The sequence below is a fragment of the Stenotrophomonas sp. SMYL41 genome, from assembly GCF_036319965.1.
Classification (GTDB): Bacteria; Pseudomonadota; Gammaproteobacteria; order Xanthomonadales; family Xanthomonadaceae; genus Stenotrophomonas; species Stenotrophomonas maltophilia_R.
The window spans coordinates 112,677-129,020 of record NZ_JAWIRX010000002.1; the positions used below are offsets into that span (position 1 = coordinate 112,677).

Sequence of the window (16,344 nt, forward strand, 5' to 3'; positions counted from 1 at the left end):
GCCGCCTTTCACTACCAGGACGCCGCACCGCTTGCGTTCGTGACAACGCCCGGCAGCTTTTCCGGATTCAACACGCTGTACACATTGGCAATGCGGCCATCGACCACCTCGATGGTGGTGATCGAATGCAGGCGATCGCCGATGAAGCGCAGGATCGCCGGTTCGCCGTTGGCGTAGCCCAGCCGCGCCGGATGCACCGCACCGCGGCGGGCGATGGCCCAGAACAGGCGGCCAATGCGTTCGGCGCCCAGCAGGGGCCGCACAGCCGCAGTGACCACGCCGCCGCCGTCGGAAACCAGTACCGCGTTGGCGTGCAGCAGGGCCTGGATCGCCTCGCTGTCGCCGCGCTGGGAGGCGTCCATGAAGCGCGCCAGCAGATGCCGGTGCTGGCTGGCATCGGCATTGAAGCGTGGCCGTCCGGCCTGCAGGCGCTGCCGGGCGCGGTGCACCAGCTGCCGGCAGTTGGCCTCGCTGTGGCCGATCAGCTCGGCGATCTCGCGGTAATCGTGGTCGAAGGCCTCCTTCAACAGGAAGGCGGCGCGCTCCTCGGGGCCGAGCTGTTCGAGCAGGGTCAGGAAGGCGACCGATATGTCGTCGGCCAGCGCATGCAGCTGCGCCGGGCCGGGCGCCGGGTCGGGCTCCAGGGTGACCGCCAGCGGCTCGGCCAGCCACGGGCCCACGTAATGCACGCGCTCGCGCTTGGCCGCGCGCAGCCGGTCCAGGCCGAGCCGGGTGGTGGTGGTGACCAGCCAGGCCTCGGCGTCGCGGACGCTGTCCGGGTCGGCCCCGGACCAGCGCAGCCAGGCATCCTGGACCACGTCTTCGGCGTCGGCGCGGCTGCCGAGCAGGCGGTAGGCCAGGGCCATCAGGCGCGGGCGGTGGGTCTGGAAAGCGGTTTCGGCGTTCATGTGGGCAAGGACGCCGCAGTGGCGCGTGGCGTGACAGGGGAGGCGGGGTCAGATCCCTTTCCCTGGGAAAGGGATCTGACCCCTGACTCTACCCCCGACTCTACCTGCGGCCGGGGGCGGGGGGCCGGGGCTGCCGCCCCATCTCCCTCCCGCGTTGGCACCTCACCCCCCCCCTGACTCTACCCCCGACTCTACCTGCGGCCGGGGGAGGGGGTAAAATGGGCGGATTACCCCCGCCAGCCTCGAGCAAGCGAGCAAGCCGTGACATCGATCAAGCAGGAAGACCTCATCCAGTCCATCGCCGACGCGCTGCAGTACATCTCGTACTACCACCCGGTCGACTACATCAAGAACCTTGCCGCCGCCTACGAGCGCGAGGAGTCGCCGGCTGCGAAGGAGGCGATGGCCCAGATCCTGATCAATTCGCGGATGTGCGCCGAAGGCCACCGTCCGATCTGCCAGGACACCGGCATCGTCACCGTGTTCCTGGAAATCGGCATGGACGTGCGCTGGGACGACGCCACCATGGGCGTGGAAGACATGGCCAATGAAGGCGTGCGCCGCGCCTACATGCACCCGGACAACAAACTGCGCGCCTCGGTGCTGGCGGATCCGGCCGGCAAGCGCATCAACACCAGGGACAACACCCCGGGCGTGGTCAACGTGAAGGTGGTCCCGGGCAACACGGTCGATGTGATCGTGGCCGCCAAGGGCGGTGGTTCGGAAGCCAAGACCAAGTTCGCCATGCTCAACCCGTCCGATTCCATCGTCGACTGGGTGCTGAAGACCGTGCCGACCATGGGCGCCGGCTGGTGCCCGCCGGGCATGCTCGGCATCGGCATCGGCGGCACTGCTGAAAAGGCGATGCTGCTGGCCAAGGAAGCGCTGATGGAGCCGATCGACATCACCGAGCTGCAGGCCCGTGGTGCGTCCAACCGCATTGAAGAGCTGCGCCTGGAGCTGTACGAGAAGGTCAATGCGCTGGGCATCGGTGCACAGGGCCTGGGTGGCCTGACCACCGTGCTCGACATCAAGATCAACGACTACCCGACCCATGCGGCCAACCTGCCGGTGGCGATGATCCCGAACTGTGCGGCCACCCGCCATGCGCACTTCACCCTGGACGGCAGTGGCCCGGTGATGCTGGATCCGCCGTCGCTGGAAGACTGGCCGAAGCTGACCTACGACGCGTCCAAGGGCACCCGCGTGGACCTGGACACGATCACGCCGGAAGACGTGGCCAGCTGGAAGCCGGGCCAGACCCTGCTGCTCAACGGCAAGTTGCTGACCGGCCGCGACGCTGCGCACAAGCGCATGGTCGACATGCTCAACAAGGGTGAGGAACTGCCGGTCGACCTGAAGGGCCGCTTCATCTACTACGTCGGCCCGGTCGATCCGGTGCGTGACGAAGTGGTGGGCCCGGCCGGCCCGACCACCGCGACCCGCATGGACAAGTTCACCCGCCAGGTGCTGGAGCAGACCGGCCTGCTGGGCATGGTCGGCAAGGCCGAGCGTGGCCCGGCGGCGATCGAAGCGATTCGTGACAACAAGTCGGCCTACCTGATGGCGGTTGGTGGTTCGGCCTACCTGGTGTCCAAGGCGATCAAGGCGGCCAAGGTGGTGGGCTTCGCCGACCTGGGCATGGAAGCGATCTACGAGTTCACCGTGCAGGACATGCCGGTGACCGTGGCGGTCGACTCCACCGGCGAGTCGGTGCACAAGACCGGCCCGCGTGAGTGGCAGGCCCGCATCGGAAAGATTCCGGTGGTCGTGGAGTAATTCCGGTCGCTTCGATCCAGGCAACGGCGCCCGCGTGGCGCCGTTGTCTTAAGGGAATGGGGTTGGCGATCGCGCAGCATCGCTCTGCTAGGCTTGGCACCACCTCGCACAGGATGTGTCCATGGCCCTGCATCGAACCCTCGCGCTCGCGTCCCTGCTGAGCCTGGCTGGCTGCAGCACGACCTCCTCCTGGGAGGGTGCGGATTTCTCCGCATCCGCGCAGTGTCGCATGCAGTGCCAGGCCAGCCACCGCAGTTGCATGGCGCAGGGTAGTACCGGCAACAGCGCCTTCAGTTGCGAGCAGCAGGTGGTGCCAGCGCCGGACAAGCGCTGCAAGGACGTCGCCAACCCTGAGCTGCGCCGCGCCTGCGAACTCAAGGCGCATGACTGCACGCTGCGCGCGCCGATGATGTCCTGTGGCGAACGCCGCGATACCTGCATGAGCAGCTGCGGCTGAGCGGCTGCCATCGGCGAGGCGCATAATCGGCCGGTCCACCCGCACAGGATCCGCCGCATGAGTACCACGCTGTATGGTTCGACCAGCACTGCCGCCCTGGTGGTGCACTGGCTGCTGATCGAGCTCGGCATCGAGCACGAACTGGTGCTGCTGGATTTCGACGCGCGCGAGCACAAGTCGGCGGAGTACCTGGCGCTGAATCCCGCCGGCGTGGTGCCGACGCTGATGATCGATGGGGTGGTACTGACCGAAGCGGCGGCGATCGCACTGTACCTGGCCGACCGCCATCCGGAGGCCGGTCTGTTGCCGGCCCTGGGTTCGCCGCAGCGGGGTGACGCCTACCGCTGGATGTTCTGGTGTGCCAATACGCTGCAGCCGGCCTATCGTGCCTGGTTCTATCCGCACGAAGTGGCGGGCGAGGCAAACGTCGAGGCCAGTCGCGGGATGGCACGCCAGCGCCTGGAAAACGCATGGCAGCGGCTGGCCATGCACCTGCAGGCGCACGGGCCGTATCTGCTGGGTGCAACCCCCTGCGTGGTCGATTACATGCTGGTGATGCTGATGCGCTGGTCGCGCAACATGCCCAAGCCCAGCGACACCTGGCCGGCGCTCGAGGCGCACGCGTCAACGATGAAGGCGCGCCCCGCATTCGCCGAGGTATGCCGCCGCGAAGGCATCACCGACTGGCTGTAGCCAAGAAGGGGACGGAGGGGTTACAGGATCTCCAGCACCGTTTCCGGTGGGCGGCACAGCCGCGTGCCTTTGGCCGTGCGTACGACGGGGCGGTTGATCAGGCGCGGGTGTTCGGCCATGGCTGCCAGCAGCGTGGCCTCGTCCGCATCTTCCAGGCCCAGTTCGGTGAACTGGGCTTCCTTGCTGCGCACCAGCGCCTGCGCGTCCAGCCCGGATTCGGCCAGCACCTGGCGCAGCGCGGCCAGGTCGGGTGGGTTGCCCAGGTACTCGATCACCACCGGATCGAAGCCCGCATCGCGGATCAGCTTCAGTGCGCCTCGCGAGTTGCTGCAGGCTGGGTTGTGCCAGATCGTCACGTCCATCAGAACCACTCCAGCAGCGACACGCCCACGCCCACATAGGTGGCCTTGTGGTTGTAGTCGATCAGGCTCTCGCCATAGCCGTCGAAGACCTGCACATGGCCACGCAGCAGGTTGCTGATCGGGAAGCCGTAGTCCAGTTGCAGTGCACCGTGGGAGCGGCTGCCGGTGCGCAGCGAATGGCGCGCCATCAGCGAGACCTCATGCCCATTGCGGTTCCAGATCAGGGTCGCGTCACCACGACCCATGTAATCCTCGATGTCCGGATTGTTGTCTTCGCTGCGGCTTTCCGGGATGCGGTACCACGGGCGCAGGACAAGCGCCCAGTTCTCGCGGTCCAGGCCGATGTTGAGCATGACCCGGTTCCAGCTACGCGAGAGCGGATCGGCCCGTCCATTGGACTGATGGTTGAGGCTGATGCCGGTCATGCGCCCGCGCCAGCCACCGATCGAGTAGCCGTTGCGGAACACCATCATCACTTCCGGCTCGTAATTGGTTTCGCGGAACGGGCGCGAATCCTCGCTGTTGTAGGCCTGCCAGCGCGAGCTCTGGGTATAACCGGCCCAGATGTCGCCGTTGTCGCCGAACAGGTTCTCGGCGATCTTGGTCTTGAAGCTGATCTGGAACTTCAGCTCTGCACTGTCCAGCACCTGCGGCGTGGTGACCGTGTTGGCCGGGTTCGGCGAATGCGGCGTGGTGTTGCGGTCGCTGGTCCAGAACGCGGGCAGCAGGTACACCGGCTTGTAGGCGCGCAGCTGGAACGGCCCCAGCTTGGAGTCCTCGGCCAGCTCCCAGCGGCTGTCCAGCAGCGAACCGCGGCCGGCGTTGGCCAGCGCGCTGTCCGGCGTCGCCGGGCGGAACAGGTCGCTGACCCGCTCGCGCAGTTTTTCCTCGCCCTGGCTCACGCGCGCGGTCTGTCGCTCTTCGCGGCGGGCCTGCGCCGCCGCTTCGGCAGCGGCATCGGCGGCGGCGGTAGCCTCCGGGGTGCGCCCGAACAAGCGGTCATAGCAGGCCAGGCGGGCCGCGTCGGTGGTGATCGCCGCGCAGGCGGCCGGCGATGTGTCGGCGCTGGCCGCGAACTCCTGCGCAGCCAGCGGTGCACTGGCCAGGGCAAGCGCCAGCGGCGCCAGGCGGGGAAACAGCGTGGGGAGGGTCATTGCAGCAGGCCCTTCGGTGGGTACGGGAATCGCACAGTGTGGCGGCTGTACCGGGTCGCGGCCAGCCCCATGGTTTATGCACGGCCACAGCGTGCGCGTGGTGTGAAGGCCCGGTAGCTCAGAAGAACCAGGCGAACGCGAACAGGCCCAGCATCGCGATCACCACCGCCAGTTTCAGTGCCAGGCCCAGCAGGATGCCGAGCCAGGTGGCCAGGCCGACCTTGGTCGAGCGGCCGAGTTCGCGGGTATGCCAGTACTCACCGAGCAGCGCGCCGATCAGTGGTCCCGCAAACAGGCCGATGGGCATGAAGAACAGGCCGACGATGCTGCCGGCAAAGGTGCCCCACAGGGCCTTGCGGCTGGCGCCGACGCGCTGCGCTCCGACCACGGTCGCCAGCACGTCGGCCAGCAGTGAAAGCAGGGTCAGTACGCCAAGTGCGACGAGGGTGGGCCAGCCGACATGGGCGAAGCCGTCGGCCCAGGCGGCCAGCAGCAGTCCGATGAACACCAGCGGGATGCCCGGAAGGGCCGGCAGGACGATGCCGGCGATGCCGATCAGGACAAAAATGACCGCTAGCAGATATAAGATGAATGAGAGACCCATGCTGTCCCGTATGGTGTCCGTTTTGGGGTTGACAGTGAAAGATTTTGCCAGTTGCTTTTTCGTTTTGGGCGGGTTAAGTTGCAGTCGCTGAGCTTGGCAAGGTCACCGTGGATCGTGGCCTGATGAAGCAAGATCTTCCCGATCCGCTGCATCGATGCACCTCGCTTCCCCCTTGCTTGTCAGCCGCCCAAACAGGCGTATCCAACACAAGAGAGAGTCAAAGGGAGTTAGTGAGATGGCTGATCGCGAGAACGGTACCGTGAAGTGGTTCAACGATGCGAAGGGCTTCGGCTTCATCAGCCGTGCCAATGGCGAGGATGTGTTCGTTCACTTCCGTGCCATCGAGACCCAGGGCTTCAAGAGCCTCAAGGAAGGCCAGTCTGTCAGCTTTGAAGTCGTGCAGGGCCAGAAGGGCCTGCAGGCTGACAAGGTGCAGCCGGTGTAATACCCGCCGCCCGACGGCACGAAAAAGGCCCGCGCAAGCGGGCCTTTTTCTTTGCCGTTGGCCCGGTGCAGGTCAGCGCAGGATGACCTTGCCGTTGACTACGCGCACGTAGGTGTTCTCGCGGATACCGCCGAGATCGCGCTGGTTGACCACGATGGTGCGGCCATCATCCATGCGCACGCTGATGTCGTAGGTATCGCTGGTGACATTCTTCTGGATCTGGTTGCCAGCCAGGGCGCCACCGACCGCGCCCGCAGCGGCGGCGATGTTCTTGTTGCCACGGCTGCCACCGGTGTGGTCGGAGATTTCATGGCCGGCCACGGCACCGACGATGCCGCCGAGGATCGCGCCGGTTGCGCTGGGCGCGGTGCGGCCCGAGGGCACGGTATTGATGCGGGTGACGATGCCGCAGTCGGCGCAGCGGCCCTGGTTGTACCCGCCATTGTTGCCGTAGCCGCCGTTGTTGTAGCCGTTGTTGTAACCGCCGCCACCATAACCGGGCGAGGTGGCACAGCCGGCCAGCGCGAGGGTAGCGATGGCGCTGGCGGCGATGAGCTGGATCTTCATGGGGCGTCTCCTGGCCGTGAAGGCGGGTGTGTTGGGTGGTACTGCGTCATGCAGCAGGGTGGAGGAATCCTCTCCTTTCGAACGTGAACAACGCGCCAACCGTGCGCGCGGTGCCCGGCTGCAGGATGAATGCGCCCTCAGCGGAAATCCTGGTGGCAGGCGCGGCAGTCCGCCTGCAGTGTTTCCCCCACCTGGGCCAGGGCCTTGCAGTCGCCTGGCGGTGAGGCCAGTGCCGCGTTGAGGTTGCCGCGCAGCTGGCTGGCGTGCTGCTGGAACCGTGCACTGTCCTTCAGCCCCGGAAAGGCCTGGTCCAGGTCGTTGGACAGCAGGCGCAGCGCCTGCAGCCGCGGCACGCTGTCGGCCAGGCTGCAGCGGTTCTGCTGCTGCGCCTGCAGCAGCAGCTGCGACTGCCGCTGCATCACCTGCATCAGGCTGGCCGGGAACGGGTCGCGACGCGCCTGCAGGGCGCGACCGACCATCACGGTGGCGATCAACCCGATCAACAGGCCCAGGCACAGTACGAACAGGTAGCGCTGGGCGGTGGACAGGCGGCGGGGCGGGCTGTCGTTCATGCGGGCTCTCCGGGCGTGCAACGGTGGGTTCGATGCAGGCGCACTGCAGGTGCCGGCACCTGCACGTTAAAATAGCCCTATGAACGAACAGGTCAAACAACGCTTCGCCGGCATCGAACGGCTGTATGGCGTGGGTGCACTCGAGCGCCTGCAGGGCAGCCGCGTGGCGGTGGTTGGCATGGGCGGCGTCGGCTCGTGGGTGGTGGAGGCGCTGGCCCGTTCTGCCGTCGGTCACCTGACCCTGATCGATGCCGACGATATCTGCGTGTCCAACACCAACCGGCAGCTGCCGGCGCTGGAAGGCAACTACGGCCGCAACAAGGCCGAAGCGATGGCCGAGCGCTGCCGTGCGATCAACCCGGACATCGAGGTCGACGCCGTGCAGGCGTTCCTGGCCGTGTCCAACATGGCCGAGCTGCTGGACCGCGGATTCGATCTGGTGATCGATGCGTGCGACAGCTTCCGGGTCAAGGTCGAGACGATCGCCTGGTGCCGCCGCCGCAAGCTGCCGCTGCTGACCGTTGGCGCCGCCGGTGGCCGTACCGACCCGACCCTGGTGCGTATCCGCGATGTCTCGCGCACCGAGCACGACGCCATGCTGGCGCTGATCCGCAAGAAGCTGCGCAGCGAATTCAACTTCCCGAAGAATGCCAAGCGCTATTTCGGCGTGCCAGCGGTGTATTCGCTGGAGAATGTGAAGTACCCGCAAGCCGATGGCAGCGTCTGCGGCATCCGTCCGAACCTGGGCGCTGATGCGGCGTTGAAGCTGGACTGTGGCGCCGGCCTGGGCGCGGCAACCCACATTACCGGCGCGTTCGCCTTCGCGGCGGTCGGCAAGGCGCTGGGGATGCTGCTGGAGCCGAAGAAGGTCAAGGCGGAAGTGATCGAGGATCACGCCGACGCGTGACGGTAGTGCCGGCCGCTGGCCGGCAACTTCGGAATGATTGAATCAGTGCAGATGCCGGCCAGAGGACGGCACTACCGTTGAATGGCGGGCAAGTTGAACAACCGCCGCGCATTCTCCGTCGTCGCATGTGCCACCGCGTCCAGCTCCATCCCGCGTAGCGCCGCCACGTGGCGTGCGATGATCGCCAGCCGTGCCGGTTCGTTGCGCTGGCCGCGGATGCCGGCGTCAGGCTGGTCGGGGGCGTCGGTCTCCAGCAGCAGTTGTTCCAGCGGCATCCCGCGCACCAGCCGCTGCAGGCGCTGCGCGCGTTCGTAGGTCAACGGGCCGCCGAGCCCGAGCAGGAAGCCCTGCCGGTGCAGTTGCGCTGCCTGTTCCGGACTGCCGGAAAAGCTGTGCACCACACCGCGCAGGCCGCCGACGCGGCGGATCGCGGCAATCACCGCATCCACCGCGCCCCGTGCATGCACGATCACCGGCAGCTCGAATTCACGGGCAAGTTCCAGCTGACCGATGAAATATGCCTGTTGCGCCTCGGCATCCAGGCCTTCAACGAAGAAGTCCAGACCACATTCGCCGATCGCGCAGGGGCGTTCGCGTTCGATCCACTCGCGCAGCAGCGGCAGGTGCCCAGGCTGGTGCTCGGCCAGGAACATCGGATGCAGGCCGTAGGCCGGATACAGCCCCGGGGCCTGCTGGCAGACCTCGCGCAGCTTCGGCCAGCTGGCCGCGGTCACTGCCGGCACCACCTGCAGGCGCACGCCGGCCGCCTGCGCACGCTCGACCACGGCAGCGCGGTCACGGTCGAACTCGCTGGCGTCAAGGTGGCAGTGGCTGTCGACCAGCACGCTCAACGCTGTTCCAGCGGTGGCGGCGTTGGGGCGTTGCGGCTCTTCCAGTTGGCCAGCAGCAGCGTACCGAAGCCCAGCACCAGCTCATCGACGAACGGGATCGGGTCCGGGATGAACAGCGTCAGCACGAACAGGCCGGCGGTAAGCTTGAACAGGGTCGGGTAGCGCAGCCGGCGGGCCCATTGCAGTAGCGGCAGCAGCATCGGGTTGGCCATGGCGGGAATCCTGGTGGGGAACATGCAAACGCTACCACGGGCCCAGCATTTCCCGATGCTGAATGGGTTACAGGGATGAGCAGGAAATGTGGAGATTCCGTTCAGGCGGCGCATGCTGCAATCTGGCTCGAGAACGTTGCGGATGGTCCGCAAGGAGCAGGTCATGAAAAGCACAACTACAACTGTCCTGGTCGCAGCGGGCGCGCTGCTGGTCGGTGGCATCGCCACCGCCGCCTTCATGAAGAGTGGCGACAAGTCGCCCGATTCCATCAGCGCCGCAACCCCCAACGGCGAGTCGCGCCTGGTCGATGGCAGCGCCACCGACGATGGCGCGCGTGGTGACCAGCTCGACCCGTCCGCGCCGCGTGGGCTGGAGTATGCCGATGTGCTGAAGGTCGATCCGATCACTGAAAAGCAGAAGGCGTATGCCACCGTGATCGGCACCGACGCGGTACGCGAGACCTCCACCACCCAGACCCCGCATGAGGTCTGCCAGGACGTGACGGTCCAGGAGCGCCTGCCGGAGCGTGATGGCAACGTGGGCGGCACCGTGGTCGGCGCTGTGGTCGGTGGCCTGCTCGGCAACCAGGTCGGCGGCGGCAACGGCAAGAAGGCTGCGACCGCAGCCGGTGCAGTGGCCGGCGGTTTCATCGGCAACCAGGTCGACAAGCGCCATGTGGGTGGCCGCGTGGTCAACCGCACCGAGCGCCAGTGCCACACCGAGACCGCGACCTCCCAGTCGAGCCGCGTCACCGGCTACAACGTGACCTACCGCAACGAAGACGGCACCACCGGCACCATGCGCATGGCCAGCAAGCCGGGTAACCGCATCGCCATGGGTACCAATGATGTGGTGAAGGGGTACAACGTGACCTATCGCTATGACGGCGCCGAGAAGACCGTGCGCATGGACAACAAGCCGGCCAGCGATCGCCTGCCGGTGGTCGATGGCCAGCTGGTCACGCAGACCGCTGCCGCCGGTGGCACCGCCGCGGCCACGCGCCAGTAATCCAGGCGCTGCACGCAACACCCGACGGGCCGGCCCATGCCGGCCCGTTTCATTGCAGCCGGCGATGTTCATCCGCGCAGGGAGGCAATCCTTCATCATGGACGCCCCCTCGACATGGAGTCGGCATGAGCATCTTCGACCTGCGCATCGAAACCGAGCGGCTGATCCTGCGCCCGCTGCTGCGCGAGGACTATGAACCGTATCTGGCCTTCTGCGCCGACGAGGACGCGATGCGTACCCTGGGTGGCGTACAGCCGCCGTCGGTGGCCTGGCGTGGTTTCTGCAGCCTGGCCGGCGCCTGGCAGCTGTTCGGCTTCTCGATGTTCAGCGTGATCGAGAAATCCAGCGGCGACTGGATCGGGCGGACGGGACCGTGGCAGCCGCAGGACTGGCCGGGTACCGAGGTCGGTTGGGGCATCCGCCACGCCAGCTGGGGCAGGGGCTATGCGCCGGAGGCGGCGGTTGCAGCGATCGACTGGGCCTTCGACACGCTGGGCTGGGAGGAGGTGATCCACACCATCGCCGAGAACAACGACAACTCGCGGGCGGTCGCGCGCAAGCTGGGCAGCACCCTGCTGCGCATGGGGGAGTTGCCAGCGCCGTACAACGACAAGCCCATGCAGATCTGGGGCCAGTCGCGCGAGCAGTGGCGGCAGCGCGCGCGCTGAGCGTTGCCCGGTAGTGCCGGCCAGCGGCCGGCACTGCCGCGTCGCCATGTTGCACCCGCGCTTGGCATTCACCGGCGTGCTTGCCAGACTGCACCCAGCCGGCCGCTGGCCGGATCCGATGGAGCAGGCCATGGTGGAAGAGCGCGTCCCGTTGACGGTGCACGGCATGTCGGTGTCAGGCAATTGCCACAAGGTCCGTCTGCTGCTGGAGCAGCTCGGCAGCCGCTACCGCTGGGTGGAAGTGGACAGTGCCCATGGCCAGACCCACACCCCCGAGTTCCTCGCGCTCAATCCGAATGCCAAGGTGCCGTTGATCGTCCGCGACGATGGCCGCGTGCTGACCGAATCCAATGCGATCCTGTTCTGGCTGGCCGAAGGCACCCCCTACCTGCCCACCGATGGCTGGGAGCGCGCGCAGGCGTTGAGCTGGATGTTCTTCGAGCAGTACACGCACGAGCCGTGCGTGGCGGTGGCGCGCTTCATCCGTGGCTGGACGCCGCCTGAGTCGGCGCGCCGTGCCGAACTGCCACGCCTGCATGAACGTGCTGCCAGCGCGCTGGCGGTGATGGAGCAGCACCTGCGCCATGCGCCGTGGTTCACCGGCAGTGGGTACGGCATCGCCGACATCGCGCTGTTCGCCTACACCGATGTGGCAGGCGAGGGCGGTATCAGCCTGCAGCCGTTCCCCGAGGTGCGTGCCTGGCTGCAACGCGTGCGTGGGCAACCGCGCTTCCTGCCGATGCCGGCGGTAACCGCCGAGGTGCGGGCACGCTTCGAGGCCGCGTGACGCTCACCAGGGTGACCCCCGCAGGGTAGCGCCTGGCCAGCGCCGGGCGGAATGCAACAACGACACGGAGGGTGTTCGATGTTCGCTGTGGTTCCAGATCCGATTCCCGCGCGCATGCGCGTGCTCAACCGCGCCGACGTGTGCGACGCCAATTTCCTCGACGCGGTGCGAGGCTGGCGCGGTGCGCCGCATCCGCGCCCGGCACCGGATGCGCCGATCCTGCCTGGCAGCACGCTCACTGCCGCAGCGTTCGGCGAGCTGTTCGATTCGCAGCTGGCCAGCCGCCAGCTGGACCTGATGGCGCGCGTGCTGCGCGTGCAGAACAAGGTCTTCTACACCATCGGTTCCTCCGGCCACGAAGGCAACGCGCTGTTGGCGCGGGCCTGCCGGCATACGGATCCAGCGTTCCTGCACTACCGCTCCGGTGCCTTCATGGCCGAGCGTTCGCGCCAGGTGCCGGGGATCGATCCGCTGCGGGATGCCGCGCTGTCCTTCGCTGCCAGCGCCGATGACCCGGCCAGCGGCGGGCGCCACAAGGTGTGGGGCAGCAAACCGCTGTGGGTACTGCCGCAGACCTCGACCATTGCGTCGCATCTGCCGAAAGCGCTGGGCACTGCGCTGGCCATTGAAAGTGGCAAGCGGCTGGGCCATGAACTGCCGATTCCGGCCGACAGCATCGTTCTGTGCTCGTTCGGCGATGCTTCGGCCAACCATGCCACCGCGCAGACTGCGTTCAACACCGCGATGTGGTCTGCTTACCAGAAGCTGCCGGCACCGGTCCTTTTCGTCTGCGAGGACAATGGCCTTGGCATCTCGGTGAAAACGCCTGAAGGCTGGATCGCCGAACGCTTCAGTCGCCAGCCCGGGCTGGACTATTTCCATGCCGATGGCCTCGACCTGGCCACGGGCCATGCCCAGGTGCAGGCGGCGGTGGAGCACTGCCGGCGCACGCGGCGGCCGACCTTCCTGCACCTGCGCACCACGCGCCTGATGGGGCACGCCGGCACCGACTTCGAGGTGGAATGGCGCGCGTTGCCGGAGCTGTGCGCGGCGGAGGCGCAGGATCCGCTGCTGCGCTCGGCACAGATCGCGATGGAATCGGGCTGGATGGATGCGGCAGCCATCGAGGTGGCCTACGAGACGATGCGCGCGCGCTGCATGGCGGCAGCGGCCGAGGCCGAAGGCAGTCGGAAGCTGCAGTCGTTGCAGGAAGTGATGGCACCGCTGGCACCGTACACGCCGGCAGCGGTGCAGGCCGAAGCGCGGCGCGAGGTGACCGCCGGGACGCGTGAAGCGCTGTACGGCGGTGCGCAGGCACTGCCCGAGCGGCAGGCGCCACGCCACCTCGCGATCCAGATCAACCATGGCCTGCAGGAACTGCTGGCGAAGTATCCGCAGAGCCTGCTGTTCGGTGAGGACGTCGCGCAGAAGGGCGGTGTCTACACCGTCACCAAGGACCTGCTGCGTCGCTTCGGCCCACGCCGGGTGTTCAACACGCTGCTGGACGAGACCATGATCCTGGGCATGGCGCAGGGCCTGGCCAACCTGGGCATGCTGCCGGTTCCGGAGATCCAGTACCTGGCGTACCTGCACAACGCCATCGACCAGGTGCGCGGCGAAGCGTGTTCGCTGCAGTTCTTCTCCAATGACCAGTACCGCAACCCGATGCTGGTACGGGTGGCCGGGCTGGGTTACCAGAAAGGCTTTGGTGGGCACTTCCACAACGACAACTCGATCACCGCGCTGCGCGACATTCCCGGACTGGTGGTGGGCTGCCCGTCGCGCGGCGACGATGCGGTGATGATGCTGCGCACGCTGGCCGCACTGGCGCGGGTGGATGGCCGTGTGGCGGTGTTCCTGGAGCCGATCGCGCTGTACATGAGCAAGGACCTGCATGAAGCGGGGGATGGCCAATGGCTGTTCGACTACCCCGCACAGGGCCAGGCGCTGGTGCCGGGCGAGGGCCGGGTCTATGCGCCGGAGGCCGGGGACCTGGTGATCTATACCTATGGCAACGGCGTGCCAATGGCATTGCGCGCATCGCGGGCAATCGAGCAGCAGCTGGGCTGGCAGGTACGGGTGGTCGACCTGCGCTGGCTGGTACCGCTGGACGCCGGCTTCATTGCCGCCCAGGCTGCCAGTGCACAGCGGGTGCTGGTGCTGGACGAGGGGCGCCACAGTGGCGGGGTGGGGGAGGGCGTGGTCACGGCGCTGGTCGAGGCCGGGTTCGGCCACCTGCCGTTGCGCCGGGTCTGTGGTGCCGATACCTACACCCCACTGGCGGGGGCAGCAATGTTCGGGCTTCCAAGCGACAATGGGGTGATTGGCGCCGCCCTCGACCTGGCGCAGGAACCCTGATGCATGTGTGGATTGGCGGGAATGTTGTTGCCGGCGCCGCTGGCGTCGGGCGAGGCGCTGCAGGCGCAGGCCCTGGCGATGGGCCAGGCGCTGCACCATCGCGGGCCGGATGACGGCGGCAGCTGGGTCGATGCCGAGGCGGGCATCGCGCTGGCGCATCGCCGCCTGAGCATCCTCGACCTGTCCCCGCTGGGCCACCAGCCGATGGCCTCGGCCGATGGCCGCTACGTGATGGCCTACAACGGCGAGGTCTACAACTTCGCCGCCCTGCGTGAGGCACTGGAGCCGCTGGGGCATGCCTTCCGCGGCCATTCCGACACTGAAGTGCTGCTGGCGGCAATCCTGCAATGGGGTGTGGAAGACACCCTGCAGCGCTGCAACGGCATGTTCGCCATCGCGCTGTGGGACCGTCAGGAGCGTTGCCTGTGGCTGGCCCGCGACCGCGTTGGCAAGAAGCCGCTGTACTACGGCTGGGCCGGTGACACGCTGGTGTTCGGTTCGGAACTGAAGGCGCTCTGGCAGCACCCGTCGTTCGACAACGACATCGATCGCGATGCGCTCACATTGCTGCTGCGGCTTGACTACATCCCGGCGCCGCACAGCATCCACCAGCGCTGCTACAAGCTGATGCCCGGCCGCGTGCTGCGCCTGGATGCAGCGATGGTCGCCGCCGGTGCATCCGCACATCGCCCGGAACAGGCACAACGCCCGTACTGGGATGCGCGTGCACGCATGCAGGCGGCGCTGGCCGCTCCGTTCCAGGGCCGTATCGAGGAGGCCGAGGAACAGCTGGACACGCTGCTGCGCGACGCGGTGGCGCTGCGCATGGTGGCCGACGTGCCGGTCGGTGTGTTCCTGTCCGGCGGCACCGACTCATCGCTGGTGGCGGCGCTGATGCAGGCGCAGAGCGGGCAGCCGGTGCACAGTTTCAGCATCGGGTTCACCGACTCGGGGCATGACGAAGCACCACTGGCCAGGGAGCTGGCGACTCACCTGGGCTGTGATCACACCGAGCTGTACGTCAGCGGCGCCGACGCGCTGGCGGTGGTGCCGCAGTTGCCGGCGATGTTCGATGAGCCTTTTGCCGATGCTTCGCAGGTGCCGACCGCACTGGTGGCCCGGCTGGCGCGGCAGGGGGTGACCGTGGCGTTGTCCGGCGACGGCGGCGATGAGCTGTTCTTTGGCTACACCCGGTATGTACGCGCGCTGCGCAACTGGCAGATGCTCGGCCGCGTGCCTGGGCCGTTGCGGCGTTGGATGGGCGCGCGCTCGCAGCAGCAGGGCGAGGCCTCGCGGACCGGTGGCCTGGCGGCGCTGCTGGCGGAAACCGGCGCACGTGGCATCGGCGACGTCTACCGCAACCGCATCTCGCGCTGGCGCGACCCGGCCGCGGCGGTGCCCGGCGCGCAGGCCGCCGGCAGCTTCTACGATCTGGCTGATCCGCTGCACGGCGCGGGTACGCCGGCCGACGCGATGATGCTGGCCGATTTCGTGACCTACCTGCCGGATGACCTGTTGTGCAAGGTCGACCGTACCTCCATGGCAGTCAGCCTGGAGGCGCGCGCGCCGCTGCTGGACTGGCGCGTGGCCGAGTTCGCGTGGTCGTTGCCGTTGGGCTTCAAGCGCAGCGAGACCACCAGCAAAGTGCTGCTCAAGCGCGTGCTTGGCCGTTACGTGCCGCATTCGATGGTGCATCGTCCCAAGCGCGGCTTCGGCGCACCGGTCAGTGACTGGCTGAAGGGCGACCTGCGCCCCTGGGCCGAGGACCTGCTGCAGCCGGCGCGGCTGGAGCGTGAGGGCGTGCTGTCGGCGGCCGCGGTGCAGCCGTTGTGGCAGCAGTTCCTGGGAGGGCAGCGCAAGTGGCATACCCATCTGTGGAACGTGCTGATGTTCCAGGCCTGGCAGGCGCATTGGCGCCAGGTGCGCGCGGGCGTTGCCGGCGGCTGATTTTCACCGGCCTGCACGGGCCCGGCGACTAGGCTGGGCCTCCCGCACCGTGAGGAGTATGTCC

18 protein-coding genes are annotated in these 16,344 nt (G+C 67.4%); 10 read left to right on the forward strand and 8 right to left on the reverse strand.

The features are described 5' to 3' along the window. Positions 1-11: 11 nt before the first annotated feature. On the reverse strand, positions 12-908 hold the full coding sequence (locus tag V3B30_RS02925; protein ID WP_262082699.1) for an RNA polymerase sigma-70 factor: 897 nt from the start codon (positions 906-908) through the stop codon (positions 12-14). Positions 909-1,169: 261 nt separating this feature from the next. Between V3B30_RS02925 and V3B30_RS02930 the strand changes: the two genes are divergently transcribed. The 3 genes from V3B30_RS02930 to V3B30_RS02940 all read left to right on the forward strand — a co-directional run bounded on the left by V3B30_RS02930 (position 1,170) and on the right by V3B30_RS02940 (position 3,837). Then, complete coding sequence (locus V3B30_RS02930; protein WP_049429429.1) at positions 1,170-2,687, forward strand: fumarate hydratase; 1,518 nt, start codon at positions 1,170-1,172, stop codon at positions 2,685-2,687. Between the two features lie 121 nt (positions 2,688-2,808). Further along, positions 2,809-3,144: a hypothetical protein gene (locus V3B30_RS02935; RefSeq protein WP_100473341.1), complete on the forward strand. Its 336-nt coding sequence runs from the start codon at positions 2,809-2,811 to the stop codon at positions 3,142-3,144. Positions 3,145-3,201: 57 nt separating this feature from the next. Next, positions 3,202-3,837 (forward strand): glutathione S-transferase family protein, encoded by a 636-nt coding sequence (locus tag V3B30_RS02940; RefSeq protein ID WP_100473340.1) that lies wholly within the window; start codon positions 3,202-3,204, stop codon positions 3,835-3,837. Positions 3,838-3,857: 20 nt separating this feature from the next. On the opposite strand, the gene arsC is transcribed toward V3B30_RS02940, so the two are convergent. The 3 genes from arsC to V3B30_RS02955 all read right to left on the reverse strand — a co-directional run bounded on the left by arsC (position 3,858) and on the right by V3B30_RS02955 (position 5,957). Then, positions 3,858-4,199: an arsenate reductase (glutaredoxin) gene (gene arsC / locus V3B30_RS02945; RefSeq protein ID WP_100473339.1), complete on the reverse strand. Its 342-nt coding sequence runs from the start codon at positions 4,197-4,199 to the stop codon at positions 3,858-3,860. Continuing rightward, positions 4,199-5,353, reverse strand: coding sequence for a phospholipase A (locus V3B30_RS02950; protein WP_262082698.1), 1,155 nt, complete (start codon positions 5,351-5,353; stop codon positions 4,199-4,201). The genes arsC and V3B30_RS02950 overlap by 1 nt, the downstream gene beginning before the upstream one ends. 118 nt (positions 5,354-5,471) lie before the next feature. After that, positions 5,472-5,957: a DUF456 domain-containing protein gene (locus tag V3B30_RS02955; RefSeq protein ID WP_100473337.1), complete on the reverse strand. Its 486-nt coding sequence runs from the start codon at positions 5,955-5,957 to the stop codon at positions 5,472-5,474. 235 nt (positions 5,958-6,192) lie between these two features. On the opposite strand from V3B30_RS02955, the gene V3B30_RS02960 reads away from it, so the two are divergent. After that, entirely contained in the window at positions 6,193-6,402 is a 210-nt protein-coding gene (locus V3B30_RS02960) for a cold-shock protein (protein ID WP_100473336.1), read from the forward strand. A 72-nt stretch (positions 6,403-6,474) separates the two neighbouring features. Here the strand turns inward: V3B30_RS02960 and V3B30_RS02965 are convergent, their stop codons facing one another. Together V3B30_RS02965 and V3B30_RS02970 are read right to left on the reverse strand one after the other, a co-directional pair. After that, complete coding sequence (locus tag V3B30_RS02965; protein ID WP_005410289.1) at positions 6,475-6,969, reverse strand: glycine zipper 2TM domain-containing protein; 495 nt, start codon at positions 6,967-6,969, stop codon at positions 6,475-6,477. 137 nt (positions 6,970-7,106) lie between these two features. Further along, positions 7,107-7,541 carry a cytochrome c gene (locus tag V3B30_RS02970; RefSeq protein ID WP_100473334.1) on the reverse strand — a complete coding sequence of 145 codons (435 nt, stop codon included), beginning with the start codon at positions 7,539-7,541 and terminating at the stop codon, positions 7,107-7,109. Positions 7,542-7,620: 79 nt separating this feature from the next. Here V3B30_RS02970 and V3B30_RS02975 point away from each other — a divergent pair, with 79 nt between their 5' ends. Continuing rightward, a complete protein-coding gene (locus tag V3B30_RS02975) occupies positions 7,621-8,448 on the forward strand; it encodes a tRNA threonylcarbamoyladenosine dehydratase (protein WP_262082696.1) in 828 nt (275 codons plus the stop codon). Positions 8,449-8,519: 71 nt separating this feature from the next. Here the strand turns inward: V3B30_RS02975 and V3B30_RS02980 are convergent, their stop codons facing one another. Both V3B30_RS02980 and V3B30_RS02985 read right to left on the reverse strand, forming a co-directional pair. Further along, positions 8,520-9,299 carry a TatD family hydrolase gene (locus tag V3B30_RS02980; protein ID WP_262082695.1) on the reverse strand — a complete coding sequence of 260 codons (780 nt, stop codon included), beginning with the start codon at positions 9,297-9,299 and terminating at the stop codon, positions 8,520-8,522. Continuing rightward, positions 9,296-9,511 (reverse strand): DUF6116 family protein, encoded by a 216-nt coding sequence (locus V3B30_RS02985; protein ID WP_100473331.1) that lies wholly within the window; start codon positions 9,509-9,511, stop codon positions 9,296-9,298. Before V3B30_RS02985 ends, V3B30_RS02980 begins: the two co-directional genes overlap by 4 nt. A gap of 163 nt (positions 9,512-9,674) precedes the next feature. On the opposite strand from V3B30_RS02985, the gene V3B30_RS02990 reads away from it, so the two are divergent. From V3B30_RS02990 to asnB, 5 genes are all read left to right on the forward strand, one after another. Further along, positions 9,675-10,520, forward strand: a complete 846-nt coding sequence (locus V3B30_RS02990) for a glycine zipper 2TM domain-containing protein (protein ID WP_100475219.1) — start codon at positions 9,675-9,677, stop codon at positions 10,518-10,520. Positions 10,521-10,645: 125 nt separating this feature from the next. Beyond that, positions 10,646-11,188 (forward strand): GNAT family N-acetyltransferase, encoded by a 543-nt coding sequence (locus V3B30_RS02995; protein ID WP_100473330.1) that lies wholly within the window; start codon positions 10,646-10,648, stop codon positions 11,186-11,188. A gap of 130 nt (positions 11,189-11,318) precedes the next feature. Beyond that, the gene (locus tag V3B30_RS03000; protein ID WP_262082694.1) at positions 11,319-11,975 is read left to right on the forward strand and encodes a glutathione S-transferase family protein; all 657 of its coding nucleotides are present in this window, start codon (positions 11,319-11,321) and stop codon (positions 11,973-11,975) included. A gap of 78 nt (positions 11,976-12,053) precedes the next feature. Then, positions 12,054-14,333 carry a thiamine pyrophosphate-dependent enzyme gene (locus tag V3B30_RS03005; protein ID WP_100473329.1) on the forward strand — a complete coding sequence of 760 codons (2,280 nt, stop codon included), beginning with the start codon at positions 12,054-12,056 and terminating at the stop codon, positions 14,331-14,333. A gap of 3 nt (positions 14,334-14,336) precedes the next feature. Next, the gene (gene asnB, locus V3B30_RS03010; protein WP_262082693.1) at positions 14,337-16,280 is read left to right on the forward strand and encodes an asparagine synthase (glutamine-hydrolyzing); all 1,944 of its coding nucleotides are present in this window, start codon (positions 14,337-14,339) and stop codon (positions 16,278-16,280) included. Positions 16,281-16,344: the final 64 nt, after the last annotated feature.

What these genes read in the sequence shown, in the direction of transcription:
- V3B30_RS02985 (WP_100473331.1), bottom strand. Translation starts at nt 9,511, where the DNA reads ATGGCCAACCCGATGCTGCTGCCGCTACTGCAATGGGCCCGCCGGCTG.
- V3B30_RS02995 (WP_100473330.1), top strand. Translation starts at nt 10,646, where the DNA reads ATGAGCATCTTCGACCTGCGCATCGAAACCGAGCGGCTGATCCTGCGC.
- asnB (WP_262082693.1), top strand. Translation starts at nt 14,337, where the DNA reads ATGTGTGGATTGGCGGGAATGTTGTTGCCGGCGCCGCTGGCGTCGGGC.
- V3B30_RS03005 (WP_100473329.1), top strand. Translation starts at nt 12,054, where the DNA reads ATGTTCGCTGTGGTTCCAGATCCGATTCCCGCGCGCATGCGCGTGCTC.
- V3B30_RS02970 (WP_100473334.1), bottom strand. Translation starts at nt 7,541, where the DNA reads ATGAACGACAGCCCGCCCCGCCGCCTGTCCACCGCCCAGCGCTACCTG.
- V3B30_RS02950 (WP_262082698.1), bottom strand. Translation starts at nt 5,353, where the DNA reads ATGACCCTCCCCACGCTGTTTCCCCGCCTGGCGCCGCTGGCGCTTGCC.
- V3B30_RS02940 (WP_100473340.1), top strand. Translation starts at nt 3,202, where the DNA reads ATGAGTACCACGCTGTATGGTTCGACCAGCACTGCCGCCCTGGTGGTG.
- V3B30_RS02955 (WP_100473337.1), bottom strand. Translation starts at nt 5,957, where the DNA reads ATGGGTCTCTCATTCATCTTATATCTGCTAGCGGTCATTTTTGTCCTG.
- V3B30_RS02965 (WP_005410289.1), bottom strand. Translation starts at nt 6,969, where the DNA reads ATGAAGATCCAGCTCATCGCCGCCAGCGCCATCGCTACCCTCGCGCTG.
- V3B30_RS02925 (WP_262082699.1), bottom strand. Translation starts at nt 908, where the DNA reads ATGAACGCCGAAACCGCTTTCCAGACCCACCGCCCGCGCCTGATGGCC.
- V3B30_RS02975 (WP_262082696.1), top strand. Translation starts at nt 7,621, where the DNA reads ATGAACGAACAGGTCAAACAACGCTTCGCCGGCATCGAACGGCTGTAT.
- V3B30_RS02990 (WP_100475219.1), top strand. Translation starts at nt 9,675, where the DNA reads ATGAAAAGCACAACTACAACTGTCCTGGTCGCAGCGGGCGCGCTGCTG.
- arsC (WP_100473339.1), bottom strand. Translation starts at nt 4,199, where the DNA reads ATGGACGTGACGATCTGGCACAACCCAGCCTGCAGCAACTCGCGAGGC.
- V3B30_RS03000 (WP_262082694.1), top strand. Translation starts at nt 11,319, where the DNA reads ATGGTGGAAGAGCGCGTCCCGTTGACGGTGCACGGCATGTCGGTGTCA.
- V3B30_RS02960 (WP_100473336.1), top strand. Translation starts at nt 6,193, where the DNA reads ATGGCTGATCGCGAGAACGGTACCGTGAAGTGGTTCAACGATGCGAAG.
- V3B30_RS02935 (WP_100473341.1), top strand. Translation starts at nt 2,809, where the DNA reads ATGGCCCTGCATCGAACCCTCGCGCTCGCGTCCCTGCTGAGCCTGGCT.